This is a genomic window from Pseudomonas sp. Arb-4-2C, assembly GCF_055755015.1.
In genome coordinates this window covers 3,844,893-3,870,171 of the sequence record NZ_CM146899.1, presented here as the reverse complement: position 1 = coordinate 3,870,171, position 25,279 = coordinate 3,844,893, and the positions used below count along the sequence as shown (strand labels likewise).

At 62.9% G+C, this 25,279-nt stretch carries 11 protein-coding genes; 4 read left to right on the top strand and 7 right to left on the bottom strand.

Features of this window, described 5'->3' with window-relative positions; all coding sequences use genetic code 11:
* Positions 1-63 precede the first annotated feature (63 nt).
* The 6 genes from AC0J41_RS17395 to AC0J41_RS17370 form a co-directional block, all read right to left on the bottom strand.
* Positions 64-2,025, bottom strand: a complete 1,962-nt coding sequence (locus AC0J41_RS17395; protein ID WP_473013158.1) for an acetyl/propionyl/methylcrotonyl-CoA carboxylase subunit alpha — start codon at positions 2,023-2,025, stop codon at positions 64-66.
* Between the two features lie 113 nt (positions 2,026-2,138).
* Positions 2,139-2,936, bottom strand: coding sequence for an enoyl-CoA hydratase/isomerase family protein (locus AC0J41_RS17390; protein ID WP_473013157.1), 798 nt, complete (start codon positions 2,934-2,936; stop codon positions 2,139-2,141).
* On the bottom strand, positions 2,933-4,090 hold the full coding sequence (atuD, locus tag AC0J41_RS17385) for a citronellyl-CoA dehydrogenase (RefSeq protein WP_473013156.1): 1,158 nt from the start codon (positions 4,088-4,090) through the stop codon (positions 2,933-2,935). The genes AC0J41_RS17390 and atuD overlap by 4 nt, the downstream gene beginning before the upstream one ends.
* A gap of 30 nt (positions 4,091-4,120) precedes the next feature.
* Complete coding sequence (atuC, locus tag AC0J41_RS17380) at positions 4,121-5,737, bottom strand: geranyl-CoA carboxylase subunit beta (RefSeq protein WP_473013155.1); 1,617 nt, start codon at positions 5,735-5,737, stop codon at positions 4,121-4,123.
* 3 nt (positions 5,738-5,740) lie between these two features.
* A complete protein-coding gene (locus tag AC0J41_RS17375) occupies positions 5,741-6,610 on the bottom strand; it encodes an SDR family oxidoreductase (RefSeq protein WP_473013154.1) in 870 nt (289 codons plus the stop codon).
* 12 nt (positions 6,611-6,622) lie between these two features.
* Entirely contained in the window at positions 6,623-8,413 is a 1,791-nt protein-coding gene (locus AC0J41_RS17370) for an acyclic terpene utilization AtuA family protein (RefSeq protein ID WP_473013153.1), read from the bottom strand.
* A 183-nt stretch (positions 8,414-8,596) separates the two neighbouring features.
* Here AC0J41_RS17370 and AC0J41_RS17365 point away from each other — a divergent pair, with 183 nt between their 5' ends.
* The 3 genes from AC0J41_RS17365 (at position 8,597) to AC0J41_RS17355 (ending at position 11,210) form a co-directional block, all read left to right on the top strand.
* Positions 8,597-9,220: a TetR/AcrR family transcriptional regulator gene (locus AC0J41_RS17365; protein WP_473013152.1), complete on the top strand. Its 624-nt coding sequence runs from the start codon at positions 8,597-8,599 to the stop codon at positions 9,218-9,220.
* 94 nt (positions 9,221-9,314) lie between these two features.
* Positions 9,315-10,112: a substrate-binding periplasmic protein gene (locus AC0J41_RS17360; RefSeq protein ID WP_473013151.1), complete on the top strand. Its 798-nt coding sequence runs from the start codon at positions 9,315-9,317 to the stop codon at positions 10,110-10,112.
* 84 nt (positions 10,113-10,196) lie between these two features.
* Positions 10,197-11,210, top strand: coding sequence for a GNAT family N-acetyltransferase (locus AC0J41_RS17355; protein WP_473013150.1), 1,014 nt, complete (start codon positions 10,197-10,199; stop codon positions 11,208-11,210).
* A 133-nt stretch (positions 11,211-11,343) separates the two neighbouring features.
* On the opposite strand, the gene AC0J41_RS17350 is transcribed toward AC0J41_RS17355, so the two are convergent.
* The gene (locus AC0J41_RS17350) at positions 11,344-11,898 is read right to left on the bottom strand and encodes an RNA polymerase factor sigma-70 (protein WP_025113192.1); all 555 of its coding nucleotides are present in this window, start codon (positions 11,896-11,898) and stop codon (positions 11,344-11,346) included.
* A 370-nt stretch (positions 11,899-12,268) separates the two neighbouring features.
* Between AC0J41_RS17350 and AC0J41_RS17345 the strand changes: the two genes are divergently transcribed.
* Entirely contained in the window at positions 12,269-25,267 is a 12,999-nt protein-coding gene (locus tag AC0J41_RS17345; RefSeq protein ID WP_473013149.1) for a non-ribosomal peptide synthetase, read from the top strand.
* Positions 25,268-25,279 lie beyond the last annotated feature (12 nt).

The following is a 25,279-nucleotide window of genomic DNA, read 5'->3' as shown; positions in this document are numbered from 1 at the left end:
TTCCTGATTTACGCGTCCTGATAGATCAGAGCGTAGTCAAACCTCGCGTTTGCGCTTGGTGACTCACTCGACCTGCAACAGAACCTGACGATTTTTTACCTGATCGCCGACCTTGACCTGCACCCGCTTGAGCACGCCGTCAATGCCGGCCTTGAGCGGGTGCTCCATTTTCATTGCCTCCAGCACCACCAGCAGTTGACCCTTGCTGACCGGGCTGCCTTCGCTGACCAGCACGTCGACGATAGCACCGTCCATCGGTGCCTTCAGCGTGCCGGAGCTGACGCTGCTCTGACTGCTGATCAGTGCATGAGTTCGATCCTCCAGCCGCAGGTTGCCGGGGCGGGTGAACAGCCAGAGTTGTCCGCTCTCCAGCCGATAGGCGTGACGCTGGCGCAGGCCGTCGATTTCCAGGGTCAGCGAGCGCTCGTTGCAATCGATAATGTTCAGCGCCAGCGAGCGCTCCATCACGTTCACGGTGAAGTGGCCATCGCTGTCCGCCAGCAGTTGCAGCGTCCAGTCCTGTTCTTCAAGGCCAAGGCGGTAATTGAGCGGCGCCCCGGCATTGTTGCGCCAACCCTTGAGCGGCGCACGATGGGCCTGCGCGCCAGACTGATAAAACAGCACGGCGGCGATGGCCAGTTCCTCGGCACCGGGCACGTAGGCGTGCAGGCAAGCGTGGTCGGTGAAGTGTTGGGCGATGAACGCGGTACTGAATTCGCCGCTGATGAACTGCGGATGTTGCAGCAGGCTGCCCAGCAAGCGCTGATTGCTTTGTACGCCGAGCAGCACGCTGTCTTGCACCGCGCGCAGCAGCTTGCGCCGCGCCTCCTCGCGGGTGGCGCCGTGGGCGATCAGCTTGCTGAGCATCGGGTCGTAGAACGGGCTGATCGACTGACCTTCGAGCAGGCCATGATCGATCCGTGCGCCCGACGTCAAGACCGGTTCCCAGGCCTGAATGCGCCCGGTCTGCGGCAGGAAATCCTGCGTCGGGTCTTCGGCATACAGGCGTACTTCCATGGCGTGGCCGCTGAGCGTGACCTGATCCTGGGTCAATGGCAGCGGCTGCCCCTCGGCGACTGCGAGTTGCCAGGCGACCAGGTCCAGCCCGGTGATCAGTTCGGTGACGGGATGCTCGACCTGCAGACGGGTGTTCATTTCCAGAAAGTAGAATTGCCCACGGGCGTCGAGCAGAAATTCGACGGTGCCGGCACCTACATAATTCACTGCACGGCCAGCCTTGAGCGCCGCTTCGCCCATGGCCTGACGCAACGCTTGAGTCATGACCGGGCAGGGGGCTTCCTCGATGACTTTCTGGTGGCGCCGCTGCACCGAGCAATCGCGTTCGCCCAGATAGACCAGATTGCCGTGGCTATCGCCGAACAATTGCACCTCGACGTGTCGCGGTTCGATCAGCGCCTGTTCGAGGATCAGTTCGTCACTGCCGAAGCCGTTCAATGCCTCGGAGCGCGCCGTACGCAATTGCGCCGGCAACTCATCGCGGCTGTGCACCAGACGCATGCCGCGTCCGCCGCCCCCGGCGCTGGCTTTGATCATCAGCGGATAGCCAATGCGTTCGGCTTCACGCAGCAAGGTCGCGTCGTCCTGCGCGGCGCCTTGATAGCCAGCGATGCACGGTACACCGGCGTCGAGCATGGCGATTTTCGACAGGCGCTTGCTGCCCATCAGCTCGATGGCGTCGGCACTGGGGCCGATAAAAATCAGGCCGGCTTCTTCGCAGGCGCGGGCGAATCCGGCATTTTCCGAGAGGAAACCGTAACCGGGATGAATTGCGTCGGCACCGCTGCGGCGCGCGGCGTCGAGGATCGCCGGGATGTTCAGGTAGGACTGTTGCACCGGTGCCGGGCCGATGTTCACCGCTTGATCAGCCATCTGCACATGCAAAGCCTGGGCGTCGGCGTCGCTGAACACCGCGACGGTGCGATAGCCCAGGGCCTGGGCGGTGCGCTGGATGCGGCAGGCGATTTCACCGCGGTTGGCGATCAGGATTTTGTGGAGGGTGGGCATGGCTGTTTCCTCGGAATGTGCGGTGCTTATGCTGGCCTCTTCGCGAGCAGGCTCGCTCCCACATCTGGAATGCGTTGCTGCCCCTGTGGGAGCGAGCCTGCTCGCGAAGCTTTTCAGGTGGCCCACCCGGGTTTACGCTTTTGCACAAAAGCCATGGTGCCCTCGACCCCCTCGGCCCCGGTCACCGCCTCGCTGAACCACTGCGCCGCCTCGTCCAGCAATTCACTCGACGGTTGTCCGGCGCTGGCCAGCAGTAACTTCTTGGTCATGGCATTCGCCTCCGGCGCGCAACACAACACATGCTGCAGAACCTCATCGAGGCGCTCGGCCAGCGCTTGCGGATCCTGCTCGACAAAGTGCACCAGTCCCAGACGCCGCGCCTGATGCCCATCAAAGCGCGCAGCGGTCAGCGCCAGTCGGCGGGTCTCGGTCAGGCCGATGCGTTGCACCACGAACGGGGCGATCTGCGCCGGCAGCAGGCCGAGGCTGGTTTCCGGCAGACCGAACTGCGCCTGATGGTCGGCCATGGCGATGTCGCTGACACACGCCAGTCCGAACCCGCCGCCCAGCACCGCACCTTGCAACACGCTGATCAGCACTTGCGGAGCGTGCTGCGCCTCTTCCAGCAGCGCGCCGAAAGCGCGATTCAAATCACGGTAAGCATCGGCGCCCTGGGCGCGGGCGTTGGCCATGTCCTTGATATCGCCGCCGGCGCAGAAATGCCCGCCGGCGCCACTGAGCACCAAGGCCCGGACACGGCGGTCATCCCTTACTGTGGCCAACACTGCACGCAGTTCGCTGACCATCTGCAGACTCATCGCGTTGCGGCTGTCCGGGCGATTGAGGGTGATGTGCAGCACGCCGCCATGCAGTTCCAGCAACAGCGTCTGGCAATCGGGCAGGGTGCTCATTTCTTTTTCCCCGGCAGGATGCCCATCAGTTTGCAGATGATGCCGAGCATGATTTCGTCGGCACCGCCGCCAATCGACACCAGCCGCACATCGCGATAGGCACGCGCCACCGGGTTATCCCACATGAAGCCCATGCCGCCCCAATATTGCAGGCAGCTGTCGCTGACTTCTCGGCCGAGACGCCCGGCCTTGAGCTTGGCCATCGATGCCAGTCGTGTGACGTCCTGGCCTTTCACGTACTGCTCGGTGGCCTGATAGACCAGCGCGCGCAGGCATTCGATTTCGGTTTGCAGCTCCGCCAGGCGAAAGTGGATCACTTGATTGTCGATCAGCGCATTGCCGAAGGTCTTGCGTTCCTTGCAGTACTCGATGGTGCTGTCGACGCAATATTCCAGGCCCTTGATCATGTTCGCGGCGCCGAACAGGCGTTCCTCCTGGAACTGCAGCATCTGCATCATGAAACCGGCGCCTTCGTGGCCGATGCGGTTGCGCTGAGGCACACGCACGTTGTCGAAAAACACCTGGGCGGTTTCCGAGCTGCGCATGCCAAGCTTGTCCAGGTGCGAACTGAGGCTGATCCCCGGGGTGTTCATCGGCACCATGATCAGCGACTTGTTGATGTGCGGCTTGTCATCCGAGGTGTTGGCCAGCAGGCAGATGAAGTCGGCGCTCGGCGAGTTGGTGATCCACATCTTGCTGCCGTTGATCAGGTAGTCATCGCCATCTTTGCGCGCGGTGGTCTTGAGCCCGGCGACGTCGGAACCGGCACCGACTTCCGAGACCCCGATGCAGCCAACTTGCTCACCGCTGATGGCCGGGCGCAGAAACTCTTCGCGCAACTCATCGGAACCGAAGCGGGCCAGCGCCGGGGTGCACATGTCGGTCTGTACGCCGATGGACATCGGAATGCCACCGCAATGGATGGTGCCGAACTCTTCGGCGGCGACAATCGAGTAGCTGTAGTCGAGGCCCATGCCGCCGAACTTTTCCGGTTTGGAAATCCCCAGCAGACCGAGGTCGCCGGCCTTGCGAAAAATCTCGTGGATCGGAAAACGCCCGGCCTTTTCCCACTCATCGACGTGCGGATTGATCTCGTGTTCGACGAATTGGCGGACGGTGCGGCGCAGTGCTTCGTGTTCCGGGGTGAAGATCATTTTTATTGTTCTCCTTGGGATCCGTGGCCGTCAGAAACGGCTGACGCCGAAGCTGTTGGGTTGCAGCGTGCGGATGTCGGCTTCGTGGCAGATCTCCAGCAGGTAGCCGAGCAGGGTGCGGGTGTCACGCGGGTCGATCAGGCCGTCATCCCACAGGTTGGCGCTGCCGTAGAGCGCGGTGGACTGGCTGTCGAGTTTCTGCGCAGTGACCTGTTCGAGCATGTCGAGCATCTTCGGGTCCGGCACCAGTCCCTCCTTGAGCTGCTTGGCCTCGGTGACGATACGCAGCACCTTGCCGGCTTGCGCGCCGCCCATCACCGCCGTGCGGCTGTTGGGCCAGGCGAAGATGAACCGCGGATCGAGACCACGCCCGCACATCGCATAGTTGCCGGCGCCGTAGGAGCCACCGACGACGATGGTCAGTTTAGGCACGCGCGCATTGGCCACCGCTTGAATCAGTTTCGAGCCGTGTTTGATCACGCCTTGCTGCTCGGATTCGGTGCCGACCATGAACCCGGTGGTGTTGTGGAAAAACAGCAACGGTGTCTGGCTCTGGTCGCACAGCTGGATGAATTGGGCTGCCTTGCTCGCACCGGCCGGTGTGATCGGGCCGTTGTTGCCGATCAGGCCGCAGGCGCGGCCGTGGATTTTCAGTTGGCCGCACACGGTCTGTTGATCGAACTCGCCCTTGAATTCGAGAAACTCCGATTCGTCGGCGATTCGCGCAATGATTTCGCGCACGTCGTAGGGTTTTTTCGGGTCGTCGGGAATCAGCCCAAGCAGTTCGTCGATCGGGTAGAGCGGTACCTTGTATTGCGGCTCCGGCAGCCACGGCAGTTGCTCGTTCCATGGCAGCATGCGCAGGATCTCGCGCACCAGCCGTACGCCATCGGCATCGTTCTCGGCCAGGTATTCGGCGGTGCCGGCAACCTGCGCATGCATCTCGGCGCCGCCCAGTTCTTCATCGGTGGCGACTTCGCCGGTCGCGGCCTTGAGCAGGGGTGGCCCGGCGAGAAACAGCTTGGCCTTGCCCCGCACCACCACCACGTAATCCGACAGCCCCGGCTGATAGGCGCCACCGGCGGTGGCCGAGCCGTGCACCACGGTGATCTGCGGCAGGCCCATGGCCGACATGCGCGCCTGATTGGCAAAGCTGCGTGCGCCTTCGACGAAGATCTCGGCGGCGTAGTTGAGGTTGGCGCCACCGCTTTCGGCGAGGGTGATCACCGGCAGTTTGTTTTCCTGGGCGATCTGTTGCAGGCGCAGGGACTTTTTCAGGCCGCTTGGCGAAATGGTGCCGCCCTTGATCGCGCTGTTGTTGGCCACCACCAGTGCGCGCACGCCGGACACGTAACCGATGCCGGCGATCAAGCCCCCGCCAGCGGCACTGCCGTCCTTGTCGTCGTGCAGTTTGTAACCGGCCAGGCTCGCCAGTTCGAGGAACGGTGCGCCGGGGTCGAGCAACAGGTTCAGACGTTCGCGGGGCAGCAGTTGCCCGCGTTTGTCGAATTTGGCCTTGGCTTCAGCGGCCTTGTTCAGCAGGTTCTGCTCCAGTTGCTGGACTTGCTCGATGGCCGTGAGCATCGCCGCGCGGTTGCGGACGAACGCTTCGCTGTGCGGATCGAGTTGGGACTGGATCTGCGGCATGGCTTACTCCTTGTCCTTGAGGACGTCGGGCAAGTACGCCCGATGGAAACCGTTGAACGACTCGCTGTGGCTCGCCTTGTGCAGCGGCCACGCGCGGCTGCCGAGGCTGGCCGCGCCATCGATTTTCAAGGTGCTGCCACTGATGAACGCCGCCGCCGGGCTGAGCAGGAAAACGATCGCCGCGCTGACTTCCGATTCAGTACCGATGCGCTTGAGCGGCACGTGTTCGCGCAACGTCGGAATCACCGCCTTGAACGCGCCTTCGTAGGTGTCCATGCCGCTGGAGGCGATCCAGCCCGGGGCCACTGCATTGACCCGCACTCCGGCGTAACCCCATTCGAAGGCGGCAGTCTTGGTGAAATTGTCCATGCCCGAGCGTGCCGCGCCCGAGTGCCCCATGCCGGGCATGCCGCCCCACATGTCGGCGAGCATGTTGACGATATTGCCGCCGTGCTTGCTCATCGACTGGTTGAACACTTCCCGGGCCATCAGGAAACCGCCGACCAGATTGGTCCGCAACACGGTTTCAAAGCCTTTCTGGTTGATCGAGACCAACGGCGACGGGTACTGGCCGCCGGCATTGTTGACCAGACCGTGGATCGGCCCGTGTTCGGCGATCAACTCGCCGACCAATTGCTTGACTGCTTCTTCGTCACGGATGTCGCAGGCTTGCCAGTGGGCGCGGCCGCCGTCTTCGGTGATTTCGGCGGCGACCTTTTGCAGCTTCTCCGGCTTGCGCCCGACCAGCAGCACCGTGGCCCCGAGCGCCGCCAGTTCATGCGCAGTGCAGCGCCCGATGCCGCTGCCGCCACCGGTAACGATGATGGTCTGGCCGCTGAACAGATCGGCTTTGAAAATCGATTCGTAAGCCATGAAGCCCAACCTCTAGTCGAGTTGTTCGGCGATGCTCTGCGGCACCGGGATCTGGATTTCCAGCAGTTGCTGGGCGAAGGCTTTGCCCTGTGGGTCGATGCGCAGACTTGCGACACCGCCGCCACCGAGAGCGTTTTCCAGCAGAAAGTTCAGGCTGTGGGTGCCGGGCAGATACCAGCGTTCAACCCGGCCGTGGATCGGGTCGAGCACGTGGCGCATCCAGTCGACGAGCACCGCCGGGGTTAGCGCTTCGGCGATCCACGGCAGGTATTCGGGCCGGCGCGGCAATACGCCGATGTTGCTGTGATTGCCCTTGTCACCGGAGCGCGCCACCGCCAGTTTGACCAATGGCACACTGGCGTCGGCGCGGCCTTGGGGTTTGGACGGCTGGTCGGGGGTGGGCAGGTCGTGGCTGTCGAGCGGGGTCTGCGCGGGCAGGGCGCAGGGATGTCGCGCACCGGCCATGTCGATTTGCAGGGTGCAGGCGGTTTTATCGATCAGGAACGAGAACAGGCGAATCAGCGGGTACACCGTTGGCCGTCCGCCGACGATGCCGGTCAGCCCAGGCGCCATGCCGGTGGCGGCCTGAGCGATTTCCCGGGAGAACAGCACCAGCGCCTGTTTCTGTGGATGGCGCACGGCGAGTTTGATCACCACCTCGCGACTGTCCCGGCGCTGGCCGTGCGGGCCGTAGGTGGCTTCGCTGCCGAGCAGTTCGATGTCGACTTCGCTGTAGCCTGGCCAGCCGCGTTGGCTGAACATCTCGGATGTCTTGTCGATGATCGCCTGGCTGACGCGTCGCGCCTTGTCCACCGCATCGATGCCGGCGATCAGGCAACTGGCGGTGCAACGAAAACCGTCCGGCCAGGTGGCGCTGACCTTGTATTTGTCGCTGGGCGGCAAGCCTTTGGCGCCGTGCACATGCACGGTGTTTTTGCCTTGTTGCTGCAATTTGACCTGGGTGAAATCGCAGACCACGTCCGGCAACAGGTACGCCTGCGGGTCGCCGATTTCGTAGAGCAACTGCTCGCCGACGGTCAGTGGCGTCACCAGGCCGCCGGAGCCTTCGGGTTTGCTGACGATGAATTGGCCGTCGGCGCGGACTTCAACGATGGGAAAACCGATGTGTTCGTAATCCGGCACGTCGCGCCAGTCGGTGAAATTGCCGCCTGTGCACTGCGCGCCGCATTCGATGATGTGCCCGGCCAGCGCGGCCTGGGCGAGCTTGTCGTAGTCGTGCCACGCCCAGCCGAATTCATGCACCAGTGCGGCACTGACCACCGCGCTGTCGACCACGCGCCCGGTGATGACGATGTCGGCGCCCAGGCGCAGCGCCTCGACGATGCCCGGCGCGCCAAGGTAGGCGTTGGTCGACACGCACATTGGCGGCAGCGGCGTGCCGTTGAACATCTCATGGATGCCCTGAGAGGCGAGCTGCTTGAATTGCGGTTGCAGGTCATCACCCAGCAGCACGGCGATTTTCAGCGCCACGCCGGCCTTGTCGCAGGCCGCTTGCAGGGCGGCGGCGCAGGCCTGTGGATTGATTCCGCCAGCGTTGCTGATGACGCGGATATTCTGTTCGGCCAGTTGTGGCAGCAGCGGGGCGAGCACCTCGATGAAGTCCCCGGCGAACCCGGCCTGAGGCTCTTTCAGGCGGGCGCCGGCCATGATCGACAGGGTGATCTCGGCCAGGTAGTCGAACACCAGATAATCCAGGCGCCCGCCTGCCACAAGCTGCGCGGCGGCGGTACTGGTGTCACCCCAGAATGCGCTGGCGCATCCGATGCGAACGGTGGTTGGCATTGTTATCTCCGACTCAGGAACCTGCGACAGAAGTGTCTGGAGGCTACCAAGCAAGCGCTTGGTTTGTAAACAGCTGAAATATCTTCTGCCCAAGCGCTTGCTTGGTCGCAGCCCGCGGCTTAAATTGCGCGCAACCCTGCATGTTCAGGGGGCAACAGACTGATCGACTGTAGGAGAGAACGGGTGGACGAGCAAAAAGCCCTGAGGGTCATGCGCGAACTGGTCGACCAGGGCCAGTTGACCGACCCTGACAGCGCCCGCGGCAAACTGCTGCAAGTGGCCGCTCACCTGTTTCGCAACAAGGGCTATGAGCGCACCACCGTGCGTGACCTGGCCGGGGCGGTGGGGATTCAGTCCGGGAGCATTTTTCATCACTTCAAAAGCAAGGACGAAATCCTCCGTGCGGTGATGGAAGAGACCATCCGCTACAACACCGCGCTGATGCGCGCCGCACTGGCCGACGCGACAAATGTGCGCGAGCGGGTGCTGGCGCTGATCCGCTGCGAATTGCAATCGATCATGGGCGGCAGCGGCGAAGCGATGGCGGTGCTGGTCTACGAATGGCGTTCGCTGTCCGAAGACGGTCAGGCCAAAGTGCTGGCCCTGCGCGATGTCTACGAAGACATCTGGCTGCAGGTGCTGGGCGAAGCCAAGGCGGCCGGATTTATCCGTGGCGATGTGTTCATAACCCGACGTTTTCTCACTGGCGCGTTGTCCTGGACCACCACCTGGTTCCGTGCCGGCGGCAGTCTGAGCCTCGATCAACTGGCCGATGAAGCGCTGATTCTGGTGCTCGAAGAGCGCTGATCCACTTTCTAACGGGTCGGGAAACTGGCTAACTGGGCGAAACCGCCTAGCTTGAATGCATTGATCGGTATTTTTTTCGGGGGAGTGGGGTGTTTTGAAGTCTTCGCCAATTCGGACGGCCACGGGTCTGGTACTCGTCGCGCTGACGGCATTTTCAGGGTTGCCTGCGCAGGCGGCGCAACTGGTTCGAGTGGGCGCCGCGCACTTCCCGCCTTACACGATCCGCCCGGAAAGCGGTGCCGATACCGGGCTGCTGCCGGAGTTGGTCGAGGCGCTCAATGCGTTGCAGACGGATTATCAGTTTGTCCTCGTGCCGACCTCGATTCCCCGTCGCTTCGGTGATTTCAAGCAGGGCCGGATCGACATGGCGATCTTCGAGAATCCCGACTGGGGCTGGAAGGATATCCCGCACACGGATGTCGATATGGGCCTGGAAGATGCCGAGATTTTCGTGGCGCAGCGCGAAGACGGTCGTCAGCAGAACTATTTCGCCGACCTCAAGGGCAAGCGCCTGGCGCTGTACAGCGGTTATCACTATGAGTTCGCCAACTTCAATGCCGATCCCAAATACCTTGCTGATACGTTCAACGCCACGCTGACCTATTCCCACGACAGCAACCTGCTGATGGTGCTGCGCGGGCGGGCCGACATTGCCTTGGTGACTCGCTCCTACCTGTTCGATTATCTGAAGCGCAACGAAAAGGTGAAAGACGATCTGCTGGTGTCGCAGCGCATCGATCAGATTTATCACCACTACGCCATTCTGCGCCCGACCGCTCCGATTACCGGCGAGGCATTCGGCAAGTTGCTGCAGGGTTTGCGCGACAACGGCCAGATGCTGAAGATATTCGATCCTTACAAAATTGCCGTGGTGCCGGTGCCCCATCCCTGACCGTTTTTCACCCGCGCGGCTAAATTTCCGCTCTCGGCTCACGTCCCATCGTTGAACTGTCGACGATTATCGTGAGCCCGACCCATGTCCAATCTGAATGACCTGACTGCCCTGGCCTTGCCTTCGGGCAGCCAACTGGTAGCCGATGCAACTGAAAGCCGTCTGAGCCTGAGTCTGGACGGGCAACCGCTGATTCGCCTGCGCCTGGATCGTGAAGGCAACGGCCCGATCCAGCTCGATGAGCGTTTTGCCCTGCCGCCAGGCCTGGCGCTATGGGCGGCCTGCTATTGGTTGTTTGCCCGCGAGCCGGCGCGCCAGCAATTGACCTGGCAACTCGATCAACCGCCTACCGAAGCCTTGCTCAGCGGTCTGCTGGTCAGCACCGAGGTGGCCGGTGAGTATCGCTGCGAACGCGCGCTGTTCTGGCAACTGCCGCAACCATGGCTCGGCACGTCACTGAGCGGCAGCTATCCGCAGCACATGGTGATCAGCCATGGCAAGCGTCACCCGCTGCGCCCGGTGAAACCGCGCGGTGAGGTCTATCGGCGTTTCGATGCGCGTCTCGGCGCCTGGATTTCCCTGCGCACGGTGGAGATCGAGCAGGATCTGCCGCGTTTCAATCGCTGGCAGAACAGCCCGCGGGTCGCCAGTTTCTGGCAGGAAGAGGGCAGTCTTGAGCAGCATCGCGAGTACCTGAGCAAGCTCGACGCCGACCCGCACACGCTGTCCCTGATCGGCTGTTTCGACGATCAGCCCTTCGCTTACTTCGAAGCCTACTGGGCCAAGGAAGATCGTATCGCGCCGTTCTACGACGCCGATAATTACGATCGCGGCATTCACATGCTGGTCGGGGAGGAAGATCACCGTGGCCCGCACAAGGTGGCGAGCTGGTTGTCGGCGCTGGTGCACTACCTGTTTCTGGACGATCCGCGCACTCAGCGAGTGGTCGCCGAACCGCGTGCCGACAACGCGAAGATGATCGGCCACATGCACAACCAGTGCTTCCACTGCGAAAAGGAATTCGACTTCCCGCACAAGCGCGCGGCGTTGATGATTCTGGGGCGTGAGCGGTTTTTTGATCGGTGCAAGTTGGCTTGATGCTCAGGCCTCGGGATTTCAATGATCCTGAGGTCGCCTTCGCAAGCAGGCTCGCTCCCACATTTGTCCTGTGTACGCAGAACCAGTGTGGGAGCGAGCCTGCTCGCGAATGAGGGCGCCACGATTTCGCTGATTAACGACGACCCATCGATGCCGCATCCCCACGACTGCCCGACACCTTGCGGCAGTGCACCAGTGCGTCGCGAATCATGAAGTTGACCAGGGTCGGCGAGACGCCGAGCTCCTTGGCGATGTCCTTCTGCGGCACGCCATGCAGGCGGTACATCTCGAAAGCGTAGCGGGTGCGGCTCGGCAGTTCGGTCAGCGCGTCGGCAATATGTTCCAGCGTCGAGAAATTGATGTGCGAGGTTTCCGGCGAAGCGCCCTGGATGACCACATTCAATCCTTCCTCTTCGGGTCCTGCGTATTTCTGCTCCAGCGCCTGTTTGCGGTAATGATCGATGGCAAGGTTGCGCACGATCTGGAACAGGTAACTCAATTGCGCCTTGATCGACGAGGTGATTTGCGGCGCCGACTGCAACCGGAAGAACGCATCCTGCACCACGTCTTCGGCGCGCGAACGGCAGCCGGTAATGCGCGCTGCAATCTTCACCAGAATCAGTCGATTGTCGACGAAGGCCTGAAGTAGCGGTGAATCGCACCTGCTTGTGGATACTTGTTCCGTCATGGAAATCACCTTGCTGCCAATAGGTTAGTGGGACGCCTGGGGGACGGGGCCGTCCTACACATCGAGCGACAAATTATGTTGAATGATAATGATTGTCAATTGAGAAAGAGAAGTAATGCTCCATAAAAGTGCGAAGCGAGCACTGCGACACACCGCCACACTCCCGCTCCCATTGGCGATCCAGCCTGCCGACTAATTATTTCAAGACGCCATCCGTTCTCATTGGTGAATGGTTCCGGGTACACAACCCCGGCCAGACAGCATTCCGAAGCCTTGCGCGGTCGGCACAGACCGCGCCCTGCATGCCCTTCGAGGGGCGTGACGCAGCAACCCGATTCCATTAGCAAGCCGAATTCAGGCAGGAAACCTCATGACCGACGCGTTCGAACTCCCCAGCACCCTGGTCCAAGCCCTCCAGCGCCGCGCGGCCCGGACACCGGATCAACTGGCCTTGCGTTTTCTTGCCGAAAACGCAGAGCAGGCTGTGGTGCTCAGCTATCGCGAACTCGATCAGCGCGCCCGCCGCATCGCGGCCGCGTTGCAGGCTGAAGCCGAATTCGGCGATCGCGCGGTGCTGCTGTTTCCCAGCGGCCCGGACTACGTCGCGGCGTTCTTCGGTTGCCTGTACGCCGGCGTGATCGCGGTACCGGCCTACCCGCCGGAGTCGGCCCGGCGTCATCATCAGGAGCGCCTGCTGTCGATCATTGCCGATGCCGAACCGCGTCTGCTGCTGACCAGCGCCGACCTGCGCGATGCCTTGCAGCAGATCGAAGGGGCACCGCCATTGCTGTGCGTCGATACTCTCGACAGCGCACTGGCCGAGCACTGGGTTGAGCCGAACCTGCCGCAAGATCACATCGCCTTCCTGCAATACACCTCCGGTTCTACCGCGCTGCCCAAAGGCGTGCAGGTCAGCCATGGCAACCTCGTGGCCAACGAACTGCTGATCCGCCACGGTTTCGGCATCGATGTGAACCCCGACGACGTGATCGTCAGCTGGCTGCCGCTGTACCACGACATGGGCCTGATCGGCGGTCTGTTGCAACCGATCTTCAGCGGCGTGCCGTGCATTCTGATGTCGCCGGCGTACTTCCTCGGTCGGCCGTTGCGCTGGCTCGAAGCGATCAGCGAATACGGCGGCACCATCAGCGGCGGCCCGGATTTCGCCTACCGTCTGTGCAGCGAGCGCGTCAGTGAATCGGCGCTGGAGCGTCTCGATCTGAGCCGCTGGCGCGTGGCCTATTCCGGCTCGGAACCGATTCGTCTCGACACCCTTGAACGCTTCGCCGAGAAGTTCACCGCGTGCGGTTTCAGCGAAGACAGCTTCATGGCCTCTTACGGCCTGGCCGAAGCGACGCTATTCGTTGCCGGCACACCGCGTGGCACCGGCATTCCTGCGCTGCGCGTGGATGATCAGGCGCTGGCGCAAAACCGCGCCGAGCCGGGCGACGGCAGCCCGATCATGAGTTGTGGCGTCAGCCAACCCGATCACGCCGTGTTGATTGCTGACCCGGTCACGCTGAAAGAACAGCCTGACAGCCTCGTCGGCGAAGTCTGGGCCGCGGGGCCGAGCATTGCCCATGGCTACTGGCGCAATCCCGAAGCCAGCGCCAAGACCTTCGTCCAGCACGCCGGCCAGACCTGGCTGCGTACCGGTGACCTGGGCTTCATTCGCGACGGTGAACTGTTCATCACCGGGCGCCTGAAAGACATGCTGATCGTGCGCGGCCACAACCTATACCCGCAGGACATCGAGCAAACCGTCGAGCGCGAAGTGGAAGTGGTGCGCAAGGGTCGGGTTGCGGCATTCGCGGTCAGTCAGAGCGGTGAGGAAGGCATCGGCATCGCCGCAGAAATCAGCCGCAGCGTGCAGAAAATCCTCCCGCCCGAAGCACTGATCAAAGCCATTCGCCAAGCGGTGGCCGAGGCGTATCAGGAAGCACCGAGCGTGGTGGTACTGCTCAATCCGGGCGCGTTGCCGAAAACCTCCAGCGGCAAGCTGCAGCGCTCCGCCTGTCGCAATCGTCTGGCCGATGGCAGCCTCGACAGCTATGCGGTGTTCCCGTCCGCCAGCGAAGCCACTGAAAACCCAGGCGCCTCGGTGTCCGGGCTGGAAGCCCTGATCGGCAAGATCTGGGCCGAGCAACTGAGCGTCAAACAGGTCAACGCCGACGACCATTTCTTTCTCCTCGGCGGCAACTCGATTGCGGCAACTCAGGTGATCGCCAAAGTGCGCGAAGAACTCGGCCTGGAGCTTAACCTGCGCCTGCTGTTCGAAGCACCGACCCTGGCCGCGTTCGCCGTTGCCGTGGCGCAACAGCAACACAACGGTGGCAGCGCCCAAGGCGAAATCACCGCCCTGGCGCGCACTGAAGCGATGCCGCAATCGCTGGCGCAAAACCGTTTGTGGATCACCTGGCAACTCGACCCGCAAAGCAGCGCCTACAACATCCCCGGCGCTTTGCGTCTGCGCGGTGAACTGGACGAGGAGGCGTTGCGCGCCAGCTTCCAGCAACTGCTCGAACGCCACGAATCCCTGCGCACGCGCTTCTTCGAACGTGACGGCGTGGCGCTGCAACACGTCGACGCGGCGAATGAATTCAACTTGCAACTGATCGATATCAGTGACCTGCCGGCGCACGAGCGTGAAGCCCGCGCGCAACAGATCCGCGAAGACGAAGCGCGCACTCAGTTCGATCTGGAAAAAGGCCCGCTGCTGTGGGTGACGCTGGTACGTCTTGACGACGAAGATCACCAGTTGCTGGTGACACTGCACCACATCATCGCCGACGGCTGGTCGCTGAACGTGCTGATCGATGAATTCTCGCGGCTGTACGCGGCCGCCTCCCAAGGCCAGCGCGCCGACCTCGCGCCGTTGCCGACCCAATACGCCGACTACGGCAGCTGGCAGCGCCAGTGGCTGGCGCAAGGCGAGGGCGAGCGGCAGCTGAGCTACTGGAAAGCCCAACTGGGCGACGAACATCCAGTGCTGGAACTGGCGACCGACCACCCGCGCTCGGCCAGACAGCTGCACAGCGCCGCCCGCCACAGCGTGCGTCTTGGCGTCAGCCTCAGCGATGCGATCAGGCAGACCGCCCAGGCACATCAATCGACGCCGTTCATGCTGTTGCTCGCGGCATTCCAGAGCCTGTTGCACCGCTACAGCGGCCAGCGCGACATTCGCATCGGCGTGCCCAATGCCAACCGACCGCGCCTGGAAACCCAGGGCCTGATCGGCTTCTTCATCAACACCCAGGTACTGCGCGCGGAGGTTGATTCGCGCTTGTCGTTTGTCGAGTTGCTGGCGCAAACCCGCCAGGCATCGCTCGGCGCTCAGGCGAATCAGGACCTGCCTTTCGAACAACTGCTCGAAGCCTTCCCGCAGGCCCGGGAGCAGGGTCTGTTCCAGGTCATGTTCAACCACCAGCAACGCGACTTGAGTGCGCTCAAGCGCTTGCCGGGGCTGCTCGCCGAAGAACTGCCGTGGCACAGCCGCGAGGCCAAGTTCGACCTGCAACTGCACAGTGAAGAGGATCGCAATGGGCGCCTGACCCTATCCTTCGACTACGCCGATGAGTTGTTCGAGGCGGCGACCATCGAGCGGCTGGCCGAACACTTCAGCAACCTGCTGCGCGCTGTCTGCGAGCAACCGCAACAGGCGATCGGTGACCTGCAATTGCTGACCCCGTGCGAGCACGAACAGCAACAGGCATGGAGCGTCGCACCGTGCACCCCAGCGCAACAATGGCTGCCGGAACTGCTCAACGAGCAGGCACGCCAGACCCCGGAACGCACTGCGCTGGTGTGGGACGGTGGCAGCCTCGATTTCGCCGAACTGCACGCCCAGGCCAACCGTCTTGCGCACTACCTGCGCGACAAAGGTGTCGGCCCGGATGTGTGCGTGGCGATTGCCGCCGAGCGTTCGCCGCAGCTGCTGATCGGCCTGCTGGCAATCATCAAGGCTGGCGGCGCCTACGTTCCGCTGGACCCGGATTACCCGGCCGAGCGCCTGGCCTACATGCTCAGCGACAGCGGTGTCGAACTGCTGCTGACCCAGACTGCGTTGCTCGATCGCTTGCCGGCCAGTGAAGGCGTCAGCGTGATCGCCATGGACACCCTGCACCTGGAGAACTGGCCGAGTCAGGCACCGGGCCTGCACCTGCACGGCGACAACCTCGCCTATGTGATTTACACCTCGGGCTCCACCGGCCAGCCGAAAGGCGTCGGCAACACTCACGCGGCATTGGCCGAACGACTGCAATGGATGCAGAACACTTATCGCCTGAACGACACCGACGTGCTGATGCAAAAGGCGCCGATCAGTTTCGACGTGTCGGTGTGGGAGTGCTTCTGGCCGCTGATCACCGGCGCACGATTGCTGATTGCCGCACCGGGTGAGCACCGTGATCCGCATCGCATCGCTCAGCTGGTTCAGACATACGGCGTGACCGCGCTGCACTTCGTGCCGCCGTTGCTCTCGCTGTTCATCGATGAACCGCTGAGCGCTGAGTGCACCAGCCTGCGCCGGGTATTCTCCGGCGGTGAAGCGCTGCCGGCGGAACTGCGTAACCGGGTGTTGGCGCAACTGCCGGCGGTGCAATTGCACAACCGTTATGGCCCGACCGAAACCGCGATTAACGTCACCCACTGGCACTGCACAAGCGCCGACGGCGAACGTTCGCCGATTGGCCGTCCGCTGGGCAACGTGGTCTGCCGCGTACTCGACGCCGATCTCAATCCCGTACCGGCCGGTGTGCCGGGTGAGCTGTGCATCAGCGGCATCGGACTGGCTCGCGGTTACCTCGGTCGCCCGGCGCTGACTGCCGAGCGTTTCGTGGTCGATCCGCTGGGCGAGCAGGGCGCACGTTTGTACCGCACCGGTGACCGCGCACGCTGGACCTCGGACGGCGTGATCGAATACCTCGGGCGTCTCGATCAGCAGGTCAAACTGCGTGGCTTTCGCGTTGAACCGGAAGAAATCGAAGCACGCCTGCTGGCCCAGGACGGCATCGCCCAAGCCGTGGTGCTGGTACGTGAAACAGCGGCCGGCGCACAACTGATCGGCTATTTCACCGCGCTTGATGCCAGCGAAGATCGGGACGCGCAGATCGCCCGCCTGAAAACTGCATTGGCCGCCGAGCTGCCGGAATACATGGTGCCGGCGCAACTGATGCGTCTGGCGCAAATGCCTCTGAGTCCGAGCGGCAAACTCGACCGTCGCGCGTTGCCCGAGCCGCACTGGCAAGTGCGCGAGCATGTCGAACCTGTCACTGAACTCGAACAACAGATCGCCGCGATCTGGCGTGAAGTGCTGGGCCTGGCGCAAGTCGGTCTGCGCGACGACTTCTTCGCCCTCGGTGGTCACTCCTTGCTGGCCACGCAAATCATTTCGCGTACCCGTCAGGCCTGCGACGTCGAACTGCCGTTGCGCGCCTTGTTCGAGCACAGCGAACTGGCGGATTTCGCCGAGCAAATCCGCCTGATTCAGGCCAGCGGCCGCACCAATAAACAGCCGCCGATCGACAAGGTTGATCGCAGCAAACCTGTGCCTCTGTCCTATTCACAACAACGCATGTGGTTCCTCTGGCAGATGGAGCCGGACAGCCCGGCGTACAACGTCGGCGGCATGGCGCGCCTGCGTGGCGTGTTGCATGTCGAGCGTTTCGAGGCCGCTCTGCAGGCGTTGATCCTGCGCCACGAAACCCTGCGCACCACCTTCCCGAGCGTCGACGGCGTAGCGCGTCAGCAAGTGCATGCCGAGACGGGCGTGCGCATGGGCTGGAAGGATTTCTCGAAACTGGCGGCTGAGCAGCGCGAGCAAAAGGTTCAGCAACTGGCCGACGAAGAAGCGCATCTGCCGTTCGATCTGGAGACCGGCCCGCTGCTGCGCGCCTGTCTGGTGAAGACCGCCGAGCACGAGCATTACTTCGTCCTGACCCTGCACCACATCGTCACCGAAGGCTGGGCGATGGATATCTTTGCCCGCGAACTCAGCGCGCTGTACGAAGCGTTCGTCGATGACCGCGACTCGCCGCTGGAGCCGCTGCCGGTGCAGTACCTGGACTACAGCGTGTGGCAGCGCAACTGGTTGGAGTCCGGTGAGCGTCAGCGTCAACTCGACTACTGGACCGCGCAACTGGGTCGCGAACATCCACTGCTGGAGCTGCCCGGCGACCGTCCGCGTCCGCCGGTACAAAGTCATCAGGGCGAACTGTTCCGTTTTGACCTCAGTGATGACCTCGCTGCCCGTGTCCGTGCGTTCAACGCGCAAAACGGTCTGACTCTGTTCATGACCATGACCGCCGCGCTCGCCACGTTGCTCTACCGCTACAGCGGCCAGACCGATCTGCGCATTGGTGCGCCGGTAGCCAACCGTATCCGCCCGGAAAGCGAAGGGCTGATCGGTGCGTTCCTCAACACCCAGGTGCTGCGTTGCCAGCTCGACGGCCAGATGTCGGTCGGCGAGTTGTTCGAGCAGGTGCGTCACACCGTAATTGAAGGCCAGTCGCATCAGGACCTGCCGTTCGATCATCTGGTTGAAGCCCTGCAACCTCCGCGCAGCGCCGCGTACAACCCGCTGTTCCAGGTGATGTGCAACGTGCAGCGCTGGGAATTCCAGCAGAGCCGCATGCTCGCCGGGATGACCGTCGAGTACCTGGCCAACGATGCGCGGGCGACCAAGTTCGACCTCAACCTGGAAGTCACCGACCTCGACCATCGTCTTGGCTGCTGCCTGACGTACAGCACCGACCTGTTCGACGAGCCGACCATCGCACGCATGGCCCAGCATTGGCGCAATCTGCTGGAAGCGTTGATCGCCGATCCGCAGCAGCGCCTCAGTCAATTGCCGCTGCTGGCTGCGCCGGAGCAACAGCAGTTGCTCGACAGCCTCGGTGTCGAGCCGGGCGAACATCGCCTCGACCAGTGCCTCCATCACCTGTTCGCCGAGCAGGCGCTGGCGCGCAAAGACGCGCCGGCCCTGACCTTCGCCGGGCAGACCCTGAGCTACGCCGAACTCGACGCTCGTGCCAATCGCCTGGCCTGGGCCCTGCGTGAGCGCGGCGTCGGCCCGCAAGTGCGAGTCGGTCTGGCGCTGGAGCGCTCGTTGGAAATGGTTGTCGGCCTGCTGGCGATTCTCAAGGCCGGTGGCGCCTACGTGCCGCTCGACCCGGAATACCCGCTCGACCGTTTGCACTACATGATCGAAGACAGCCGCATCGGTCTGCTGCTCAGCGATCGGGCGATGTTCAACGCCCTCGGTGATCTGCCGCCGAGCGTGGCGCGCTGGTGCCTGGAAGAGGACAGCGCGGCGCTGGCCGATTACCCGGCCAGCGAGTTGCCATTTATCAGCCTGCCGCAGCATCAGGCGTACCTGATCTACACCTCGGGTTCCACCGGCAAGCCGAAAGGCGTGGTGGTGTCCCACGGTGAAATCGCCATGCATTGCCAGGCGGTGATTGCACGTTTCGGCATGCGCCCGGACGACTGCGAACTGCATTTCTATTCGATCAACTTCGACGCCGCCACCGAGCGTCTGCTGGTGCCGTTGCTCAGCGGTGCGCAAGTGGTGCTGCGGGCGCAAGGGCAGTGGGACGCGGAAGAAATCTGCGGCCTGATTCGCGAACATCGCATCAATATTCTCGGTTTCACCCCGAGTTACGGCAGCCAGTTGGCACAGTTCCTCGCCACGCGACACGAGATCCTGCCGGTGCGGATGATCATCACCGGCGGCGAAGCGCTGACCGGCGAACACCTGCAGCGGATTCGCGCGGCGTTCAAACCGAGCCTGTTCTTCAACGCTTACGGCCCGACTGAAACCGTGGTCATGCCGCTCGCCAGTCTGGCGCCGCAAGTGCTGGAAGAGGGCGCCGGCAGTGTGCCGATCGGCAGCGTGATCGGCGACCGCGTGGCGTACATTCTCGACGCCGATCTGGCGCTGGTGCCGCAAGGCGCCACCGGTGAGTTGTGCGTCGGTGGCGCGGGTCTGGCGCAGGGGTATCACGAACGTCCGGGCATCAGCGCCGAGCGTTTTGTCGCCGACCCGTTTGCCGCCAATGGCGCACGCATGTACCGCACCGGCGACCTGGTGCGCCAGCGTGCCGACGGGCTGGTGGAATACCTGGGGCGGATCGACCATCAGGTGAAGATTCGCGGTTTCCGGATCGAGTTGGGCGAAATTGAAACCCGTCTGCTCGATAACGCTTCAATCCGTGAAGCGGTGGTGCTGGCGCTGGATACGCCGAGCCGTAAACAACTGGTTGCCTACCTGGTTACCGATGTCGCCGAGCAAGGCGCAGTACAACAGGCCGAACTACGCGAAGCGCTGAAGTCGCACCTCAAGCTCCAGTTGCCGGACTACATGGTGCCGACGCACCTGATGCTGCTGGCCAGCATGCCGCTGACCGCCAACGGCAAACTCGACCGCCGTGCCTTGCCGGCGCCGGACCCTGAGTTGAATCGCCAGGACTACGTCGCCCCGAGCAATGAGTTGGAGCAGACCCTGGCGCAGATCTGGTGCGAAGTGCTCAACGTCGAGCAGGTCGGTCTCAACGACAACTTCTTCGAGCTTGGCGGCGACTCGATTCTGTCGATTCAAGTGGTCAGCCGGGCGCGGCAGCAGGGCATTCACTTCAGCCCGCGCGATCTGTTCCAGCATCAGACCGTGCAGACCCTCGCCGGCGTCGCCAGCCGCAGCGAACAGGTGACGGCCGAGCAAGGTCTGGTCAGCGGTGAGTCGGCACTGACGCCCATTCAGCACTGGTTCTTCGACACTGAAATCCCTGAGCGTCAGCACTGGAACCAGGCGTTGCTGCTGGAGCCGAGCGTGACACTGCAAGCGCATCGCCTGGAGCAGGCACTGCTGGTGGTGATCGAACAGCATGACGCTTTGCGTCTGCGCTTCACCGAGGCCAACCGCGAGTGGCACGCGACGCACCAACCGGTGTCCGATGCGGCCGTGTTGTGGCAAGTGCGTGTCACCTCGATGGACCAGTGCGAAGCCCTGTTTGCCGATGCCCAGCGCAGCCTTGATCTGGAAAATGGCCCGCTGGTTCGCGCCTTGCTGGTAGACGGCCCCGAAGGTCAGCAACGTCTGTTCATCGCGATCCATCACTTGGTGGTCGACGGTGTGTCGTGGCGCGTATTGCTCGACGATCTGCAAACCGTGTATCGCCAACTCGACGCCGAACAGTCGGTGAAACTGCCAGCGAAAACCAGCGCCTTCAAGGACTGGGCGGCACGCTTGCAAGCCTATGCCGGCAGCGAATCGTTGCGTGAAGAATTGCGCTGGTGGCAGACGCAACTGGCCGGGCCGAGCGCTGAACTGCCGTGCGAAAACCCGCAGGGTGGGCGGCAGAACCGCCATGCGCAAACCGTCAGCGTGCGCCTCGATGCCGAGCGCACTCAACAGCTGCTGCAACAGGCGCCGCGCGCCTATCGCACTCAGGTCAACGACCTGCTGCTGACCGCATTGGCCCGTGTGTTGTGCCGCTGGAGCGGTCAGCCGTCAGCGCTGATTCAGTTGGAAGGCCACGGCCGCGAAACCCTGTTCGACGAGATTGACCTGACCCGCACTGTCGGCTGGTTCACCAGCGCTTACCCACTACGCCTGACCCCGCACAACATCGAAGAAGCCGCCGGGCAGGGCGCTTCGATCAAGGCGATCAAGGAACAACTGCGCGGTGTGCCGCACAAAGGCCTGGGCTATGGCGTGCTGCGTTATCTGGCTGATGAACTCAGCCAGCGCAGCATGGCGGCGTTGACGAACGCACCGGTCACCTTCAACTACCTCGGCCAGTTCGACCAGAGTTTCGGCAGCGATGCGCTGTTCCGTCCGCTGGACGAGGCGGTCGGTGCGGCCCACGATCCGCAGGCGCCGCTGCCCAACGAGTTGAGCATCGACAGTCAGGTGTACGGCGGGGAACTGCTGCTGCGCTGGACTTTCAGTGCCGAGCGTCATGACGCGCAGACTATCAATGAGCTGGCCGACGCCTACCTCGGCGAACTGCAAAGCCTGATCGCCCATTGTCTGCAAGACGCCGCCGGCGGCCTCACGCCATCGGACTTCCCGCTGGCGAAACTGACCCAGGCGCAACTCGACGCGTTGCCGGTGCCGGCGGCGCAGATCGAAGACGTCTATCCGCTGACGCCGATGCAGGAGGGCATGTTGCTGCACACCTTGCTCGAACCGGGCACTGGCCTGTACTACATGCAGGATCGCTACCGCATCAACAGCGAGCTCGATCCCCAGCGTTTCGCCCAGGCCTGGCAAGCGGTGGTCGCCCGTCACGAAGCGTTGCGTGCATCGTTCTGCTGGAACGTTGGCGAAGACATGCTGCAAGTGATCCACACTCCGGGGCGCACGCCGATCGAGTACCTGGACTGGAGCGCCGTTGCCGAGGACGAACAGGAACCGCAACTGCAAGCGCTGCTCAAAAGCGAGCGCGAGGCCGGTTTCGATCTGCTCAACCAGGCACCGTTCCACCTGCGCCTGATCAAGGTCGGCGCGGCGCGCTACTGGTTCATGATGAGCAACCACCACATCCTCATCGATGCCTGGTGCCGCTCGTTGCTGATGAACGACTTCTTCGAGATTTACACCGCCTTGGGTGAAGGTCGCGAAGCGCAGTTGTCGCTGCCGCCGCGTTACCGCGACTACATCGGCTGGCTGCAACGCCAGAGCCTGGCCGAGGCGCGCCAGTGGTGGCAGCAGAACCTGCAAGGTTTCGAACGCACCACGCCGATCCCGAGCGACCGGCCGTTCCTGCGTGAGCACGCTGGCGAAAGCGGCGGGATGATCGTTGGCGACCGCTACACTCGCCTTGATGTCGAGGATGGCGCCCGCCTGCGTGAATTGGCCCAGGCCCATCAATTGACCATCAACACCTTCGCCCAAGCGGCGTGGGCCTTGGTCCTGCGGCGCCTGAGTGGTGATCGCGACGTACTGTTCGGTGTGACCGTGGCCGGGCGTCCGGTGGACATGCCGGAAATGCAGCGCACGGTCGGCCTGTTCATCAACAGCATCGCCCTGCGAGTGAAAATGCCTGAGGACGATCAGCGCAGCAGCGTGCGTCAGTGGCTCAGCGGTTTGCTCGACAGCAACATGCAACTGCGCGAGTACGAATACCTGCCGCTGGTGAACATCCAGGAGCAGAGCGAACTGCCCAAAGGCCAACCGCTGTTCGACAGCCTGTTCGTGTTTGAAAACGCGCCAGTGGAAGTCTCGGTACTCGACCGCGCGCAGAGCTTGAACGCGACCTCGGATTCCGGTCGCACCCACACCAACTTCCCGCTGACGGCGGTGTGCTACCCGGGCGATGACCTCGGTCTGCACCTGTCGTACGACCAGCGTTATTTCGACGACTCGACCATCGAGCGCATGCTCGGCGAGTTCAAGCGTCTGTTGCTGGCACTGGTCGATGGCTTCCATGGCGACATGGCCGATCTGCCGCTGCTGGGCTCTGATGAACGGCAATTCCTGCTGCACGGTTGCAACCAGAGCGCGCACGATTATCCGCTGGAGCAGAGCTACGTTGCGCTGTTCGAAGCGCAGGTTGCGGCGCATCCGCAGCGCATTGCCGCCACTTGCCTCGATCAGCAACTGAGCTATGCCGAGCTGAACCACAACGCCAACCGCCTCGGCCATGCACTGGTCGCGGCCGGGGTGCAAATGGATCAACCGGTGGCGTTGCTGGCGGAGCGTAACCTCGACCTGCTGGGCATGATCATCGGCAGCTTCAAGGCCGGCGCCGGTTATCTGCCGCTGGATCCGGGCCTGCCGAGCCAGCGTCTGCAACGCATCATCGAGCTGAGCCGTACGCCGCTGCTGGTGTGCACGCAAGCCTGTCGCGAACAGGCGCAGACCTTGCTCGATGAATTCAGCTGCGCCAACCGCCCACGGCTGTTGGTCTGGGAGGAGGTGCAAGCGCTGGCGACGGCGCTGCAAAACCCGGGCATCTACAGTGGCCCGGACAACCTCGCGTATGTGATCTACACCTCGGGTTCAACCGGCTTGCCGAAAGGCGTGATGGTCGAGCAGCGCGGCATGCTCAACAACCAGTTGAGCAAGGTGCCGTACCTGAAGTTGACGGACGCCGATGTGATCGCGCAGACCGCTTCGCAAAGCTTCGACATCTCGGTCTGGCAGTTCCTCGCCGCGCCGTTGTTTGGCGCACGAGTGGACATCGTGCCGAATACCATCGCCCACGATCCGCAAGGTTTGCTGGTGCATGTACAGGCCCAGGGCATTACCGTGCTGGAGAGCGTGCCGTCGCTGATTCAGGGCATGCTCGCCGCTGAGCGCCTGAGCCTCGACGGCCTGCGCTGGATGCTGCCGACCGGCGAAGCGATGCCGCCGGAGCTGGCGCATCAGTGGCTGTTGCGTTATCCGCAGATCGGTCTGGTCAACGCCTACGGTCCGGCGGAATGTTCCGATGACGTGGCGTTCTTCCGTGTCGATATGGCTTCGACTCGCGGCAGTTACTTGCCGATCGGTACGCCGACCGACAACAACTTGCTGTACCTGGTCGATGGCGCGCTGGAACTGGTGCCGTTGGGAGCGGTGGGTGAGTTGTGCGTGGCCGGTACCGGCGTCGGTCGCGGTTACGTCGGCGATCCGCTGCGCACCGCGCCGGTGTTCGTGCCGAACCCGTTCGGCGCGCCGGGCGAACGTCTGTATCGCACCGGTGATCTGGCACGCCGTCGCAGTGACGGTGTGCTGGAGTACGTCGGCCGGGTCGACCATCAGGTGAAGATTCGCGGCTACCGCATCGAACTGGGCGAGATCGAGGCGCGTCTGCACGAACAACCGGAAGTCCGCGATGCGGCGGTCGGTGTGCAGGAAGGGGTCAATGGCAAGCATCTGGTCGGTTATCTGGTCGCCGCCGACACTGCGCTGAATCCGAGCGAACGCCTGGAGCGAATCAAGCAGCGCCTGCGCAGCGAGCTGCCGGAGTACATGGTGCCGCTGCATTGGTTGTGGCTGGATCAACTGCCGCACAACGCCAATGGCAAACTCGACCGCAAGGTCCTGCCGGCGCTGGAGATTGGCCAGCTGCAGAGCCAGGATTACCTGGCCCCGCGCAATGAGCTGGAACAGACCCTGGCCGATATCTGGGCCGAGGTGCTCAAGGTCGCCAAGGTCGGTGTACGCGACAACTTCTTCGAGTTGGGCGGTCACTCGCTGCTCGCCACGCAGATCGCCTCGCGGGTACAGAAAACCCTGCAACGCGACGTGCCGCTGCGAGCGATGTTCGAGTGCAGCACGGTGCAGGAACTGGCCGAGTACATTGAGGGCTTGGCGGCAAGCGACATCACCGAGGACAAAGTGGATCGGTTGAATGATCTGATGGCGGAACTGGAAGGCTTTTAATCTCCAGCGTCT

Bases quoted from the DNA above. Each gene is read 5' to 3' on its own strand.
- AC0J41_RS17395 (WP_473013158.1), bottom strand. From the start codon at position 2,025: ATGCCCACCCTCCACAAAATCCTGATCGCCAACCGCGGTGAAATCGCC.
- AC0J41_RS17390 (WP_473013157.1), bottom strand. From the start codon at position 2,936: ATGAGCACCCTGCCCGATTGCCAGACGCTGTTGCTGGAACTGCATGGC.
- atuD (WP_473013156.1), bottom strand. From the start codon at position 4,090: ATGATCTTCACCCCGGAACACGAAGCACTGCGCCGCACCGTCCGCCAA.
- atuC (WP_473013155.1), bottom strand. From the start codon at position 5,737: ATGCCGCAGATCCAGTCCCAACTCGATCCGCACAGCGAAGCGTTCGTC.
- AC0J41_RS17375 (WP_473013154.1), bottom strand. From the start codon at position 6,610: ATGGCTTACGAATCGATTTTCAAAGCCGATCTGTTCAGCGGCCAGACC.
- AC0J41_RS17370 (WP_473013153.1), bottom strand. From the start codon at position 8,413: ATGCCAACCACCGTTCGCATCGGATGCGCCAGCGCATTCTGGGGTGAC.
- AC0J41_RS17355 (WP_473013150.1), top strand. From the start codon at position 10,197: ATGTCCAATCTGAATGACCTGACTGCCCTGGCCTTGCCTTCGGGCAGC.
- AC0J41_RS17350 (WP_025113192.1), bottom strand. From the start codon at position 11,898: ATGACGGAACAAGTATCCACAAGCAGGTGCGATTCACCGCTACTTCAG.
- AC0J41_RS17345 (WP_473013149.1), top strand. From the start codon at position 12,269: ATGACCGACGCGTTCGAACTCCCCAGCACCCTGGTCCAAGCCCTCCAG.